This window comes from Ligilactobacillus equi DSM 15833 = JCM 10991, from assembly GCF_001435735.1.
Classification (GTDB): domain Bacteria; phylum Bacillota; class Bacilli; order Lactobacillales; family Lactobacillaceae; genus Ligilactobacillus; species Ligilactobacillus equi.
In genome coordinates, this window is sequence record NZ_AZFH01000202.1 from 23,393 (window position 1) to 38,148 (window position 14,756).

Sequence of the window (14,756 nt, forward strand, 5' to 3'; positions counted from 1 at the left end):
TACTATCAATTGGACTACTATCGTGAAAAGAGTGATTCATTGGGTTCAATCCAAAGTATGTCCCGCAAGGGAAATTGTTTAGATAATGCCCCTATGGAGAGTTTTTTCCACCTTCTCAAAATCGAATCGCTACCTGAAATCAAGAGCTGTAAGGACATAGCCGAGTTCACATGGCTCTTCAGAAAGTACATCAATTGGTATAATAACGACCAAATTTCGAACAAAACAAAAATATGAGCCCAGTTGATTACCGGATTCATGTCTTAGCTACTTAAAATATATTTTGTTTTTGTCTAACTTTTTTGTTGCACTTCACTATCCCTCCATGGGGTTTAACCCATGGAGGGATAGCCCCGTGGTCATTGAATTTACAAAGCTTAAAAGAACAAAAGGTCCACTGCCAAAAAGAGCGGTGGACCTTATTTAAAATTAAATTTTTTGAGTAGATTTTCTGAGAATTAATTTTGGTTCGTATTTTTTAGAACTAAACTCTCCGTTGTTAATTAAAGCTAGAATACCTTTACCTGCTGCTTGTCCAATATTACGTGTTGGATAAGCAATAGTAGTTAATGGTGGTGTTAAATATTGTGCCATAGCGTAATTGTCAAAGCCAACAATGGAAATATCATCTGGTATATGATAACCATTTTTTTTGAGATAGTCCGTGAGCCAAATTGCTAGTTGATCATTGTAACAAACGATAGCTGTTGGCGGAATGGGACTCTTAAGATAGATTTCGACTTTTTGGGCAATAATATTAAAATCATCGTGAGGACTGTACATTATCACATCACAATTAGAATTATCAATCTTTTTTTCTTGAAAAGCCTTCATAAAACCACGCATACGGTTGACGCCTTGTAAATCATTGGTTTGAAAAACTCCTAATATTTGTTGGTGACCCAACTCTAAAAGGTGTGACGTTAAGTGGTTTTCTCCTTGCAAGTCATTAATTGAAACACAAGGAAAATCAAGGGATTCATAGACAGCATTTAAGAAGACAATGGGTATTTCTTTCTTCTTAATAATGTTAAAAATATCCATATTAGGGCTGGTCAAAGAAGATTGGCTTGGCTCGATAATAATGCCAGCAACTTGTGAATCTAGCATATTAATTAAGCTTTGGCGTTCTCGAGTAGGATCATTATGAGTATTACTAAGTAGTAAAGAGTAGCCGTGTGCCGTCAAAATATTGTCAATCTCGTCAATAATTTGCGGAAATATGTAGGAAGCAATATGGGTGCAAATAATTCCAATGGTCTTATTACTAGTATTTTTAGTCCATTTCTTAGTAAGTGATTGGACAAACATACCGGATCCTTGGACACGATAGATTAAGTGTTCACGCTCAAGTTCTCCTAAAGCACGACGAATTGAATAGCGTGAAATTTTAAATTGTTCAATTAATTCATTTTCAGTGGGAAGCTTTTCTTCTGCCTGGTATTTTCCAAAGAGAATTTTATTTTTAATACTTTCCTTAACTTTTAGATAATCATTTTTCATAAAATATTCCCTCCGTGTAAATATTTCATTAATTAAATTCAACTATATTTTTGGCTGAAAGTCTAGTAGAAAATGATTTTTATTCGAATAACTTAAAGCTACAAATTGTTGATAAAAAAATAAATAAAATTTTCACAAATTATAATCATTGATTTGTAGATGTTTATATACAATTTTTTATTCGAATGAATTTTTTGTTATGTTGAATTATACGAACAAATATTATATGATGTGAATGTAAAAAGAAATCGTTTTCGTAAAGAAGGTGTTTTACTTGGATATTAAGAAAGCTTCTCAAATCATTCAAAATGGCAAAACTGCTTTAGGAATTGAACTAGGTTCAACCCAAGTTAAGGCGGTTTTGATTGGACCAGATTTTGAAGTTTTAGCTTCAGGGTCTAATGTTTGGGAAAATAAATATGAAAATCACATTTGGACATATAGCGAAGAAGATATTTGGAACGGTGTTCAAAAGAGTTACGCACAATTAGCTGCGCAAGTTTTTTCAAGTTACCATGTAAGTTTAGAAAAAGTTGGTTCTATCGGAATTAGTGCTATGATGCACGGCTATCTGGCTTTTGATAAAAATCAAAAACTTTTAACGCCATTTAGAACTTGGCGCAATAATATTACTAGACAGGCAGCTGAAGAATTAACGGAATTATTCAATTTCAACATACCTCAACGCTGGTCAATTGCTCATCTTTACCAAGCTATATTAAATGGTGAAGAACACGTAGCACAGATTGACTATTTAACCACTTTAGCAGGATATGTTCACTGGAAGTTAAGTGGTGAACGTGTCTTAGGTGTGGGGGATGCCTCCGGGATGTTCCCAATTGATAAACATAGAAATTATCGTCAAGATTTGTTAACTAAGTTTTCTAATCAGAAAAATGTAAAGGCTTACTCTTGGAAGATAGAAGATATTCTGCCAGAAGTTAAGGTTGCCGGTCAAATGGCTGGTAGCTTGACATCTGAAGGGGCTAAGTTACTTGATCCAACTGGTAACTTGCTAGCCGGTAGCCTAATGGCGCCACCGGAAGGTGATGCTGGTACTGGGATGATTTCTACTAATAGCGTGCGTAAGAAGACCGGTAACATTTCCGTGGGGACTTCCGCTTTTGCTATGGTGGTTTTAGAAAAAGAACTTCAAAGTGTGCACCGTGATATTGATGTGGTTACAACTCCAGATGGAGAAGCAGTTGCTATGGTTCACGCCAATAATTGTTCTTCTGATATCAATGCCTGGGCGGGTCTATTTAAAGAATTTGCGGGTCGCTTAGGAATCAATGTTTCAGGAGACACACTTTATGAAACGCTCTTCTTAGATGCGCTTAAGTCACAACCGGATGCGGGGGGGTTGGTCAACTACAGCTACCTTTCTGGGGAGAATATTACTGATGTTCAAGCTGGACGACCATTGTTCGTAAGAACACCAAATAGTCACTTTACCTTGGCTAACTTCATGGTTTCTCAATTATATGCAGCATTTGCACCACTACAAATTGGGATGGAAACTTTGATCAAAGAAGAAGGTATCCAAACTGAAGTGATGATTGCTCAAGGTGGCCTGTTCAAAACACCAGTTGTAGGTCAACAAGTCTTAGCGAACGCCTTAAATGTACCAATTACAATCATGAATAATGCCAGTGTTGGTGGACCATGGGGAATGGCGGTCTTAGCGCTTTACCTCACTGATAAGAATGAGTTAAGCTTACCAGATTACTTAGATACCAGGGTCTTTACTCAAAGCGAAAGTATGACCTTGGCCCCTGAAGAAGCTGGGGTGGCAGGTTACCGTATCTTTATTGAAAATTACCAGGCTGGGTTAGAAGTTGAACGTTTGGCCGAAAAAATTAATTACGAAGGGTGAGAAGATGTTAGAAAATTTAAAAAAAGAAGTCTACGAGGCCAATATGATGTTGCCTAAGTTAGACTTAGTTACCTTTACTTGGGGAAACGTTTCCGGGATTGACCGTGAAAAAGGTCTCTTCGTTATTAAGCCATCTGGGGTTGATTACGAAGACTTAAAACCAGAAGATCTCGTAGTGGTAAATCTAAAGGGAGAAGTTGTTGAAGGAGATTATAATCCTTCTTCTGATACACCAACGCATACTTACCTTTACAATCATTTTCCTAGGATTGGGGGGATTGTGCACACCCACTCACCATGGGCGGTTTCCTTTGCTGCAGCCAAAATGGATATTCCAGCGATGAATACTACCCATGCTGATACCTTCTATACCGACATTCCGGCAGCTGATGCCTTAACTAAGGAAGAAATCGAAGAAGATTATGAAGGTAATACAGGTAAAACTATTGTGAGAACCTTTGAAAAGCGGGGCTTGGATTATGAAGCAACGCCAGGGACTTTGGTTTCCCAACATGGTCCCTTTACTTGGGGAGCTACCCCAGCCAAGGCGGTCTACAATGCGAAAGTATTGGAAGTTGTTGCAGAGGAAGATTTTCACACGATGCAAATGACCATGGCAGATTCAACTTTACCACAGTTTTTATTAGACAAGCACTACTTCCGTAAGCACGGAGCTAATGCATACTATGGACAAAATAACGCTAAATCACAAAGTCATGCCAAGCATGAAGAAAATTAGGAGGAATTTAAGATGTTAAAGATTCAAGATTACGAATTTTGGTTTGTTGCAGGAAGTCAATTTTTATACGGGGAAGAACAACTCCGTAATGTAGCTAATGATACTGAAAAAATTGTAGCATCCTTAAATGAAAGCGGTAAATTACCATATAAGGTTGTTTTCAAAGGTGTTATGAAGACTGCTGAAGAAATTACTGCTTTCATGAAAGAAGCTAACTATCGCGATGAAGTTGCTGGGGTAATGACTTGGATGCACACTTTCTCACCCGCTAAAAATTGGATTCGTGGGACTAAATTACTCCAAAAGCCATTACTTCACTTGGCAACCCAATTTTTAAACAACATTCCTTACGATACCATTGATTTTGATTACATGAACTTGAATCAATCAGCTCACGGTGACCGTGAATATGGTTACATCAATGCGCGTTTGAAGAAGAATAATAAGGTTGTTTACGGTCACTGGGCAGATGAAGAAGTACAAGCAGAAATTGCTAGCTGGGAAAATGTTGCCGTAGCCTACAATGAATCATTTAAGGTAAAGGTAGCTCGTTTTGGTGACAACATGCGTAATGTAGCCGTGACTGAAGGCGACAAGGTTGAAGCACAAATCAAGTTAGGTTGGACAGTTGATTACTACGGAATTGGTGACTTAGTTGAAGAAATTAATAAAGTAACTGATGAAGAAGTACAAGCTGAGTACGATGATTTAGCAAGTCGTTACGAATTAGTTCAAGGTAACAACAGTGAAGAACACTACCAACACTCAGTACGGGAACAATTGAAGCAATACATTGCTTTGAAACGTTTCTTAGACCGTGGTAACTACACTGCCTTTACTTCAAACTTCGAAGATCTTTGGGGCATGGATCAATTACCAGGTTTAGCTGCTCAATTGTTAATGCGTGATGGTTATGGATTTGCTGGTGAAGGTGACTGGAAGACAGCTGCCCTTGACCGTGTGCTTAAAATCATGACCCACAACAAACAAACTGTCTTCATGGAAGACTACACATTAGATTTACGTCCAGGTCATGAAGCTATCTTAGGTTCACACATGCTTGAAGTTGATCCAACCATTGCTTCTGATAAACCACGGGTTGAAGTTCACCCATTGGATATTGGTGGTAAGACTGACCCAGCACGTTTGGTCTTCTCTGGCTCAGAAGGCGACGGAATTGACGTTACTCTTTCTGACTTCCGTGATGGCTTCAAGTTCATCTCATACGAAGTTGAAGGTCACAAGCCAGAAAAAGAAACACCATACTTACCAGTTGCTAAACAAATGTGGACACCTAAGGCGGGATTGAAGAAAGGCTCCGTTGCATGGATTCAAAATGGTGGTGGTCACCACACTGTCTTCTCATTAGCTGCAACAAATGAACAAATTGCCGATTTGGCAAAGATGTACGACATTGAATTAGTTGAAATTGACTAAATTATTATAATTGGAGGAATTATTTATGAGTAAAGAATTAAGCTACACTGCCCCCCTAATTATTCAACGTGCCGATCCATTTATTTACAAGCACACTGATGGTTACTACTACTTTACAGCATCAGTACCAGCTTACAATCGAATTGAAATCCGAAAGGCTCGTACCTTAGAAGGTTTAGCACATGCTGCACCAAGGACAGTTTGGAGAAAGCATGAATCAGGTACTGGTGAAATGAGCGAATTAATCTGGGCACCAGAACTTCACTATATTAAAGGTAAGTGGTATGTTTACTTTGCCGCATCACACACCACAGAATTTGACGAAAATGGAATGTTCCAACATCGTATGTTCTGCATTGAATGCGCAAACGAAGACCCTATGGCTGGTGAAGAATACTGGGAAGAAAAAGGTCGTGTTGTGACCCCTATGGATACGTTCTCTCTAGATGCCACCACGTTTGAACACAATGGTGATTTATACTACGTTTGGGCGCAAAAGGATAAAGAAATTAAGGGTAACTCTAATTTATACATCGCTAAGATGGAAAATCCTTGGACGATTTCAACGGAACCAGTCATGTTAACTAAACCAGAATATGACTGGGAAACCAAAATTTTTTGGGTAAATGAAGGTCCCGCAGTTCTCCATCGGAATGGTCGTTTCTTCTTAACTTACTCAGCCAGTGCCACTGATGAAAATTACGCGATGGGAATGTTAACCGTGCGTGATGATGTTGACCTATTAGATGCATCTAACTGGGAAAAATCACCAACTCCAGTTTTCGAAAGTGATCTCGAACACAATCAATTTGGTCCTGGTCACAATTCCTTCACTGTGGCGGAAGATGGTGAAACTGATTTAATGGTTTACCACTGTCGTGATTATACAGAAATTAAAGGTGATCCTTTGTACGATCCTAACCGTCATACCTTAGTTAAACCGTTTACTTGGAATGAAGATGGTACCCCTAATTTTGGGAAGCCAATTCCTTACAGTTATGACTAAATGAGATTAATGGAGGAATTTAATTATGAAAAAGAATAATGAAACGAAACATTTTTGGGGTTTCCCTGTAACACACTTTTCTTACTTCTTTACTTGGGCAATAGTTTTTGGTTATTTAACACTCTGGCTAGAACAAGAAGCAGGTTTTAACGGAGTTCAAGCAGGTTTGGTGTTCTCCATGATGTCAGGAATTTCCCTAATTTTCCAACCTATTTTTGGGGTAATTTCAGATAGGTTAGTCATGAAGAAAACCCTGATTATCACAATCGCTGTAGGGATGATTTTAGTTGGACCATATTTCCAATGGGTATTTAAGCCACTACTAGCTATGGGACCTACAACAGTAGCCATTATAACAGGGATTTACATGAGTTTTATTTTAAACGGTGGGGTTTCTGTAGTTGAACAATATGTACAACGTGCTAGTTTGACAAATAACTTTGAATTCGGTCACTCGCGGATGGGAGGATCATTAGCGGGAGCAACTGCTGCGTTGGTTGGAGGTCGTCTCTTCTTATGGAACCCTAATTCAATTTTTTGGGCATGTACTACAGCGGCGATTTTACTTACATGTACTTTGATTTTTAGTGATAAAATCAATTTAGACAACTTGGCTGCTGCTGGTGGTGAAGATACTTCAAATAAATTGGATCTAAAGCAAATGAGTTCCATTTTTAAATTACGTAATTTTTGGATTTTATCATTGTTCTATATTGGTACTTCTGCAGTCTACGATGTATTTGATCAACAATTTATTATCTTTTTTAAATCATTTTTTGACAACGCTTCCCAAGGGACGATTGCTTATAGTTACATGACATCTAGCCAAACGGCTTTAGAGTTTTTATTAATGATTCCAATGCCATGGTTAATTAATAAAATTGGTTCACGTAACGGTTTGATTATCTACGGTGTTATTTTAGCAATTCGGATTTTAGGTTCTGCCTTAGTTCCGAACTTGACATTAATCGTCATCTTTAGACTTTTGGCAGGGTTAGAAATGCCAATCCTCCTGGTTTCAATTATGAAGTATATTGCCGGAGCTTTTGATTTACGGTTATATGCTACTGTTTATGCATTGTCATCTAACTTTGCTAAACAGTTATCGGTTTTCTTCTTTTCATCCTTTGCCGGTAAGATGTATGACCAAGTTGGTTTCCAACACACATACCTTATCTTAGGGATTATTGTAGCAGTGGTCACACTTATTTGTGCATTCACACTTGAAAAAGAAGATCCGATTAAGGCTGGTCAAGTGAAAGCATAGACAAATTAAGCCATAATATACTCCTAAAAAATGTAAAAATATATTTAACAATAAGACACAGTAACGAAAAGCCTGTCAGCCTAGTTAAGTAGTCAAGCTAGTGTAAGTAGGCTTTTTAAATAAAAATGTAAGCGTAAAGATTAAAGTCGTTCAAAGGAGCGGCTTTTTTCTATGCTCGTGAAATTTTTCTTTTGATTGGTATAATATTTGATGATTTCAACGGAAATCTGCTAATTTTAGGTTCAAGATTTAACATAAGCTTGTTGAGCGTGTTATACTTTTAAATAAAGATTATAAGGATAGAACAGATTTATCAAGAAAGTTTAGAAGAAAAACTTATTATGAATATTTCTCAAGAATTAAATCTAAGTTTACCTCAAGCAATGGATTTATATTACAATAGCCGTTTGGTAAATAAAATCCATTGGGGTAAGTATGGTATCCAGTATTTGGACTATCATGTTTTAACAGATTATTTACTTAAAAAATATGAGCAAGATCTCATTGAAAAGTATCATTCCGAAGAAGTTTAATTTTATCTTGCAAGCTTCAGAAGGGGATATTTTTAACTGTACGATAATATACTACACGAGATGACAGTTCTATCTGCCAATGGAGAGATAATTTCATCTTCGAAATCCAAGTTTGTATCGGCTGAGGTAGAAATTAAGCAAGTGACTTGCGGGTGTTATTTGGTCCTATTTATTATTATTATTTTTGCGTGTCTATATTACTTTTGGCGCCATTAAAAATTATGTTAAACTTAACAAATGGGGGTATCAAAATGCGACCTAGAAAAATTATTGCTAGTGATATGGATATGACTTTTTTGAAAAGCGATGGTTCTTATAATCAGGAACGTTTTACTAAGTTACTTGACCGCTTAGATGAAGCGCAAATCCGCTTTGCAGTGGCGAGTGGACGGTCTTACTGGATGGTGGAAGATATTTTTCAAAATATTTCAGCACGCATCGATTGTATTGCGGAAAATGGGGCTTATGTGCGGGCACAAGGTCAAGAAATTGCCAAACAGTTGCTCACAGTCCAACAAATTCGGGATTTTGAGGAATTTTTCTTATCGCGCAGTAAGAACTACTTTATCTTAATTTCAAGTGCCAAGCAAATGTACTATATTGGTGATCTTCAGGAACAAGCTAATCAAGGTTTGATGCCAGCTGATTGGGTGAAATTGTTCAGTCCGGGCATTAAGGTTGCAAGTTTTGACCAAGTGGCCAATCAAGACGAATTTATTAAGGTAACAGCCATGGTTCCTGAAGCAGAAGTAGATAGCTTGATTGCTGAATATAACCAAAGTCACGGAGATGACTTGCGTGCAGTTCAGGGCGGTCATGGAGCCATTGATTTTGTGCATGGTGACTGCCATAAAGCTTGGGGGCTAGAACAGCTCTTACAACACTATCATTTAAATAAAGAGGACTTGATTGTTTTCGGCGATAATCTTAATGACTTGGAAATGATGCAAGCCGCGGGGACTTCTTATGCAGTGGCGAATGCTAAAGAGCCAATTAAAGCAGTGGCAACCAAGATGGTACCAAGTAATGATGACGAAGGTGTTCTAGCTGCAATCGAAGGAATATTGGCAGAAATATAGGGCTGATTTGAAAATATAGAGTTGCGCAGAGCACAAAACACCAGTGTTAAGGGGTTAATCGGTTGATTAGCTCTTTTTTGCTATAAAAATTTTGTGAAGCTGAGAGGGGACTAGCGTAAAAGTTAGTCCTTTTTACGAAAAAAAATCCCCGCCCGGCTGGACGAGGAGTGCAATATTTTGTGACATTGTACTGTATTATTATGTTACAGAGTTATGGTCTTTGCTTACATATCGCATAGTAAACCTGAGTCCACCGTAGAGAGTTTACTTAAAACCTAAGTTGTACTTTTTCATGAGTTGACTTGTTGATATCAATACATTTTAAACATTGAATATTTGAGTTGACAAGTTAGATAAAAAAGTTCAATAATTGAGAAGGCTAAATTAATAAATGTAAATCTGCCATATATGAATATGGCTTTCTAATTAATTAAACCACCATTTTGAAAAAGAAATGCGCAAATCCTTGTATTAATTTTGCAAGCGCATACACATATAATAAAACCGTAAAGAAAAATAAGAAAACATGAGGTGTTTTATTATGAGTGAAAAATGGTTAGATATTGCTGGTCGCGTGTACATTGTTACTGGTGGTTCATCTGGAATCGGAAAAGCTATCGTGACAGAACTCTTAAACAATGATGCTGTTGTTTACAATGCGGATTTAAATGAAGGCGATCTCAAACATGTAAACCTCCACTTCGTAAAGACCAACGTTGCCAGCCATGAAGAAGTTAACGCCATGGTTGATCAAGTGGTGGCTAATGAAGGAAAGATTGACGGGGTTGTGAACAACGCCGGAATTAATTTGCCACGGTTATTAGTGGATGCTCAAGCTGACCAAAGCAAGTATGAGTTTACCGAAGCGGACTTTGATAAGATGTTTGCCGTCAACGTGAAGAGTGTTTTCTTAGTTTCTCAAGCTGCCGTACGTCAAATGGCCAAGCAAAAGTACGGGGTTGTGGTTAACATGTCTTCTGAAGCCGGTCTTGAAGGTTCTCAAGGACAAAGTGTTTATTCTGCTACTAAGGCTTCTATTAATGGATTTACCCGCTCTTGGGCTAAGGAACTAGGGGAACACAATATTCGTGTTGTTGGTGTGGCTCCTGGGATTATGGAAGCCACAGGTTTACGGACTTTATCATACGAAGAGGCTTTGGCCTACACGCGTCATAAGACGGTTGATGACATTCGTGCCGGTTACAAGAGTACTTCAACTACGCCATTGGGTCGTAGTGGTAAATTATCTGAGGTTGCCGATGCTGTGACATATCTCTTATCAGATAAAGCCAGCTATATTACTGGGGTTACGATTAACGTTGCCGGAGGTAAATCTCGCGGCTAGAAGGAGATGAGCTGATTGGACAGACAAAATTATGAAATCCTGCGGTATTTTCTTATCAATGATACATTAACATACGGCAAGTTACAGACCCAATTTAGCCTGTCTCATGGAACTATCAGTAAAAATATTCAAGCTTTAAATGCTGAGTTGACCGGCATTGCACAAATCATCTTTCGCAACGGGGTTTTCTTTATCGAAATCGAAGATTATGAAAAGCTGACTAGCATTCAAACTTCCTTTTTGAAAGAGGACCTTGATTATAATGATCCGGTCAAGCGCCAAGCTTTAATTCTCAAGGAACTTTACCGAAAACATGATGAATATGTGATTTTAGATGATTTAGCAGAAAAATTCTTAAGCAGTCGTGGGACAATTAACAAGGATATTCAGGCTCTTAGGTCCGAATTGAACTATTTCGGGGCGGAAATTCAAACAAAAACTAACCGGGGCGTAAAACTTTTTGTTCCTCAAGACTACAAATATGCGGTAATTTTTAAGAGTTTGGTCGCCCGTTACTGTGAGCTGCCTCAATTATCTGCTCAAGAAGGACTTGAGTTAGAAGAAATTTTGGCTACATTTGGAGTGACTGAGGAAGTTACCCGTCAGTTCAAAACGAATCTCTTAATTGTTCTTTGGTTGCGTCAGCAAGGCATCATCATGCAAGCACCAGTGCCACATTACTATTTCTTATTGAAAGAAAGTAGTTGTCAAGCATTGCAAACATACTTAGCTAACTTTTTTGAAAGCCCTTTAAATATAACGGAGTGGTTATTTATCACCAGTCCGATGAATATCTCCAAGTTAAGACAAACAGAAGAAAGTAAGCTTGAGGAGGCCGTTGCGGAATTATCTCAGTTGGGTCAAGGATTAATCCCAGCTTTGAAGAAAAAAATTGACGTTAATTTAGATTTCTGCCATTTTTTTATGGAAATCAAGTATCATTTGGTTTTCTTAGTTAATCGTGCAGCCTTTGATATCAAATCTAACGAATTTATTTCAGATGAAATTTTAACGATGTATCCGTTGGCCTTGGAGTTGGCTAAAGAAATGGTAACCTTACTTAGTCAGAAACTAGCCGAAAATATTCGGGATCAAGAGATTGGTTATCTAACAGTTTATTTTCAGATGGAATTAGATGCCACGCCACAAAATAATTTGCACCGCTTTGCAGTGGTCAATATTGCTGGTTCTAGCATTAATAAATTTATTGCTAAACAAATCAAAGCACTTTTTGATGAAGAAGTGATTGTTGATACCTTTAGTTCTGAAGAAGAATTTAAAGCCAGCCAAGCCAAGTACCTATTAACTTTTACCAACGATTATTTTAAAGATGATCAGTTAAATAGGAAAGCACCAGTGGTTAAATTGGATACTGCCTTTAATAAAGGGAGCCTGCAGGAAAAAATGCGTATCTTGTTGGTGAATGAAGCAATTCAAGCGGGACTTTGTCAGTTTAGCGTTACTAAGTTTAAGACTAGTAAATCGTACCTAGATGAAGTGGCTAGTTTGATTGATCGAGAAATTGCGCAAGGTAACTTAACAGAAGAATTCAAAGAAAGTTGGCGCCAAAAGGAAGCTGAAAAGTCTAATATTTTCGGGGACGGTATTGCGATACCTCACTTAATTGACGACAGTGGTCACCATCGTATTTTAGTCAAAGCGGGAATTTTTGACAAAGCTGTGACTTATAAAAGTCGGAAGGTTAAAGTGGTCTTTCTCGTGGCCATTCCTAAAGAACTCGATGATAATTTAACGCGGACCTTATCCAATGTTTATGATGCGATTAATACTATGGCAGCCAATGCTAATATGCTTAGCAATTTGAAAAATTATGATGATAACCGTGGATTTATACAGATTATGGAGGCGATATAAAATGATGATTTATTTTGGCTTAATGCTGGTAGGAGCCTTCTTATTACAGGGGTTATTCGGACTTCGACAAATTAAGGACTTCTCCACGACCTTTCACCGTTTACGCCTGCAAGCTCCGGTAGCAATCGGTAAAAATCCCAAGAAAGTTCGTTCCGGGACTTTGATGTTATTAGCAGTCAACGCTGAAGGTACAATTTTAGAAGCGCAAATGATGAAAGGTGTGACAGTCTTTGCTAAATTCAAAGAAATTAAAAGTTTACGTAACCAAAATATTGCGGAATTGGCAGCTGACCACGAATTTTTGAGAAAATTCGACAAATTAACCCGTGTGTGCTTCCTTGATGCTTACAAGGCCTATATTAATTACCGGACGAAAGAAATGAGCCAAGCAGACTTTGACGACAGCATTAAGATTTGGTCCCTACCAATGGTTGAAAAGGCCAAGTCTGTCTACTATCGGTTTAGAACTAGAAAAATGAAAGAAGGTAACTAAAATGAAATTTGTTACAGAATTCGCCTCAGACTTTATGGGGCTTTTCCAAAGCGGGGGTAAAACCTTCGTAGGTTGGATGACTACTATTATCCCAACAGTTTTACTTTTGTTAGTTTTAATGAATGCTATTATTGCCTTTGTTGGGGATAAAAAAATATCTAAGCTGGCCCGGGCTTCCTCTAAGAACCCTGTGACCCGTTATTTAATCTTACCTTTTGTATCCGCTTTTATGCTAGGAAATCCAATGGCACACTCTATGGGTAAATTCTTACCTGAATACTACAAGCCAAGTTGGTACGCCTCTATCGCTCAATTCTGTCACACTAGTAATGGGGTTTTCCCCCACATTAATCCCTCGGAATACTTTATTTGGTTAGGGATTGCGCAAGGGGTGCAAAAGTTAGGTTTCAACACCATGGATTTGGCTATCCGCTACATGTTAGTCGGTTTGCTAATGAATTTCATTGGTGGTTGGATTACCGACTTCACCACCGCATACGTCTGCAAGCAACAAGGGGTTACCCTTTCTAAAGAAGTAGAAATGTAATAAGATTGAAGAAATGAGGCAACGATTATGACAAAGAAATATCATAGTATTCGTGTTGTAAAAGGTACTGGGGGCTGGGGTGGACCTATCACCATTACTCCAACAGAAGAAAAGCACAAATTTATTTATGTAACAGGTGGCAACAAGCCAGATATTGTTGATAAAATTGCGCAATTAACAGGAATGGAGGCCGTAGATGGTTTCAAAACTTCTATTCCAGATGAGGAAACAGCTCTCGCTATTGTGGATTGTGGGGGGACCTTACGGTGTGGAATTTACCCTAAGAAAGGTATCAAGACTATCAATGTTCTACCAACTGGTAAGAGTGGTCCTTTAGCTCAATTTATCAAAGAAGATATCTATGTTTCTAAAGTTGGTTTGGATCAAATTGAATTGATTTCAGATGATGATGCTGTAACAGAAACTACTACGGTTGAAGCCGTCGCTAAAGAAGCAGCTGATGAAGGGATTGACACTACCAAGACGTTGACCGCTCAACAAGAAAATCCTGGAATTTTAACCCGGATCGGGATTGGAGCTGGGAAGGTTGTGTCAACTTTTAACCAAGCCGCTAAGGATGCCGTACAAACCGTGATTAATACCATTATTCCTTTTATGGCCTTTGTTGCCCTCTTAATTGGGATTATCAATGGTTCCGGGATTGGGAAGGTCTTTGCCACGGCTATGAAACCTTTAGCAGGAAATGTTTGGGGTTTGATGGCTTTAGGATTTATTTGTTCTTTGCCATTCTTATCGCCACTTTTAGGACCCGGGGCCGTTATTGGTCAAATTATTGGGACTTTAATTGGGGTGGAAATCGGGAAAGGTAATATTCCACCACAATATGCTTTGCCAGCGCTCTTTGCCATCAACACCCAAAATGGTTGTGACTTTATTCCTGTAGGGTTAGGGTTAGCTGAAGCTGATTCCAAGACCGTTGAAGTAGGGGTGCCATCCGTACTCTACAGTCGCTTTATCAATGGGGTGCCACGGGTCTTCGTTGCTTGGTTAGCCAGCTTTGGTCTATACGGCAAATAAAATTCGGAGGTTAGTACT

14 protein-coding genes are annotated in these 14,756 nt (G+C 38.3%); 13 read left to right on the forward strand and 1 reads right to left on the reverse strand.

What is annotated here, in order from left to right; all coding sequences use genetic code 11:
• A partial coding sequence (locus FC36_RS12035; RefSeq protein WP_202813103.1) for an IS3 family transposase occupies nucleotides 1-237 on the forward strand: 237 nt, incomplete at its 5' end.
• A 192-nt stretch (nucleotides 238-429) separates the two neighbouring features.
• On the opposite strand, the gene FC36_RS10835 is transcribed toward FC36_RS12035, so the two are convergent.
• Complete coding sequence (locus FC36_RS10835) at nucleotides 430-1,503, reverse strand: GntR family transcriptional regulator (protein WP_025021131.1); 1,074 nt, start codon at nucleotides 1,501-1,503, stop codon at nucleotides 430-432.
• A gap of 274 nt (nucleotides 1,504-1,777) precedes the next feature.
• Here FC36_RS10835 and FC36_RS10840 point away from each other — a divergent pair, with 274 nt between their 5' ends.
• The 12 genes from FC36_RS10840 (at nucleotide 1,778) to srlE (ending at nucleotide 14,738) form a co-directional block, all read left to right on the forward strand.
• Complete coding sequence (locus tag FC36_RS10840; RefSeq protein ID WP_025021132.1) at nucleotides 1,778-3,379, forward strand: xylulokinase; 1,602 nt, start codon at nucleotides 1,778-1,780, stop codon at nucleotides 3,377-3,379.
• A gap of 4 nt (nucleotides 3,380-3,383) precedes the next feature.
• Nucleotides 3,384-4,118, forward strand: a complete 735-nt coding sequence (locus tag FC36_RS10845; protein ID WP_025021133.1) for an L-ribulose-5-phosphate 4-epimerase — start codon at nucleotides 3,384-3,386, stop codon at nucleotides 4,116-4,118.
• A 12-nt stretch (nucleotides 4,119-4,130) separates the two neighbouring features.
• Nucleotides 4,131-5,555: an L-arabinose isomerase gene (gene araA, locus FC36_RS10850; RefSeq protein WP_025021134.1), complete on the forward strand. Its 1,425-nt coding sequence runs from the start codon at nucleotides 4,131-4,133 to the stop codon at nucleotides 5,553-5,555.
• A gap of 25 nt (nucleotides 5,556-5,580) precedes the next feature.
• The gene (locus FC36_RS10855) at nucleotides 5,581-6,561 is read left to right on the forward strand and encodes a glycoside hydrolase family 43 protein (RefSeq protein ID WP_025021135.1); all 981 of its coding nucleotides are present in this window, start codon (nucleotides 5,581-5,583) and stop codon (nucleotides 6,559-6,561) included.
• Between the two features lie 25 nt (nucleotides 6,562-6,586).
• Complete coding sequence (locus FC36_RS10860; protein ID WP_025021136.1) at nucleotides 6,587-7,828, forward strand: oligosaccharide MFS transporter; 1,242 nt, start codon at nucleotides 6,587-6,589, stop codon at nucleotides 7,826-7,828.
• 341 nt (nucleotides 7,829-8,169) lie between these two features.
• On the forward strand, nucleotides 8,170-8,361 hold the full coding sequence (locus FC36_RS10865; RefSeq protein ID WP_025021137.1) for a hypothetical protein: 192 nt from the start codon (nucleotides 8,170-8,172) through the stop codon (nucleotides 8,359-8,361).
• A 251-nt stretch (nucleotides 8,362-8,612) separates the two neighbouring features.
• Nucleotides 8,613-9,440, forward strand: a complete 828-nt coding sequence (locus FC36_RS10870) for a Cof-type HAD-IIB family hydrolase (RefSeq protein ID WP_025021138.1) — start codon at nucleotides 8,613-8,615, stop codon at nucleotides 9,438-9,440.
• A gap of 541 nt (nucleotides 9,441-9,981) precedes the next feature.
• Complete coding sequence (locus FC36_RS10875; RefSeq protein WP_025021139.1) at nucleotides 9,982-10,785, forward strand: SDR family oxidoreductase; 804 nt, start codon at nucleotides 9,982-9,984, stop codon at nucleotides 10,783-10,785.
• A 15-nt stretch (nucleotides 10,786-10,800) separates the two neighbouring features.
• Nucleotides 10,801-12,660: a BglG family transcription antiterminator gene (locus tag FC36_RS10880; RefSeq protein ID WP_025021140.1), complete on the forward strand. Its 1,860-nt coding sequence runs from the start codon at nucleotides 10,801-10,803 to the stop codon at nucleotides 12,658-12,660.
• 1 nt (nucleotide 12,661) lies between these two features.
• Nucleotides 12,662-13,153, forward strand: coding sequence for a transcriptional regulator GutM (locus FC36_RS10885; RefSeq protein ID WP_056986957.1), 492 nt, complete (start codon nucleotides 12,662-12,664; stop codon nucleotides 13,151-13,153).
• 1 nt (nucleotide 13,154) lies between these two features.
• Nucleotides 13,155-13,700 (forward strand): PTS glucitol/sorbitol transporter subunit IIC, encoded by a 546-nt coding sequence (srlA, locus tag FC36_RS10890; protein ID WP_023860514.1) that lies wholly within the window; start codon nucleotides 13,155-13,157, stop codon nucleotides 13,698-13,700.
• A 27-nt stretch (nucleotides 13,701-13,727) separates the two neighbouring features.
• Nucleotides 13,728-14,738: a PTS glucitol/sorbitol transporter subunit IIB gene (gene srlE / locus FC36_RS10895; protein ID WP_025021141.1), complete on the forward strand. Its 1,011-nt coding sequence runs from the start codon at nucleotides 13,728-13,730 to the stop codon at nucleotides 14,736-14,738.
• Nucleotides 14,739-14,756: the final 18 nt, after the last annotated feature.

Coding starts and splice junctions, on each gene's coding strand:
- araA (WP_025021134.1), top strand. CDS start 4,131: ATGTTAAAGATTCAAGATTACGAATTTTGGTTTGTTGCAGGAAGTCAA.
- FC36_RS10860 (WP_025021136.1), top strand. CDS start 6,587: ATGAAAAAGAATAATGAAACGAAACATTTTTGGGGTTTCCCTGTAACA.
- srlE (WP_025021141.1), top strand. CDS start 13,728: ATGACAAAGAAATATCATAGTATTCGTGTTGTAAAAGGTACTGGGGGC.
- FC36_RS10875 (WP_025021139.1), top strand. CDS start 9,982: ATGAGTGAAAAATGGTTAGATATTGCTGGTCGCGTGTACATTGTTACT.
- FC36_RS10835 (WP_025021131.1), bottom strand. CDS start 1,503: ATGAAAAATGATTATCTAAAAGTTAAGGAAAGTATTAAAAATAAAATT.
- FC36_RS10855 (WP_025021135.1), top strand. CDS start 5,581: ATGAGTAAAGAATTAAGCTACACTGCCCCCCTAATTATTCAACGTGCC.
- srlA (WP_023860514.1), top strand. CDS start 13,155: ATGAAATTTGTTACAGAATTCGCCTCAGACTTTATGGGGCTTTTCCAA.
- FC36_RS10865 (WP_025021137.1), top strand. CDS start 8,170: ATGAATATTTCTCAAGAATTAAATCTAAGTTTACCTCAAGCAATGGAT.
- FC36_RS10845 (WP_025021133.1), top strand. CDS start 3,384: ATGTTAGAAAATTTAAAAAAAGAAGTCTACGAGGCCAATATGATGTTG.
- FC36_RS10885 (WP_056986957.1), top strand. CDS start 12,662: ATGATGATTTATTTTGGCTTAATGCTGGTAGGAGCCTTCTTATTACAG.
- FC36_RS10870 (WP_025021138.1), top strand. CDS start 8,613: ATGCGACCTAGAAAAATTATTGCTAGTGATATGGATATGACTTTTTTG.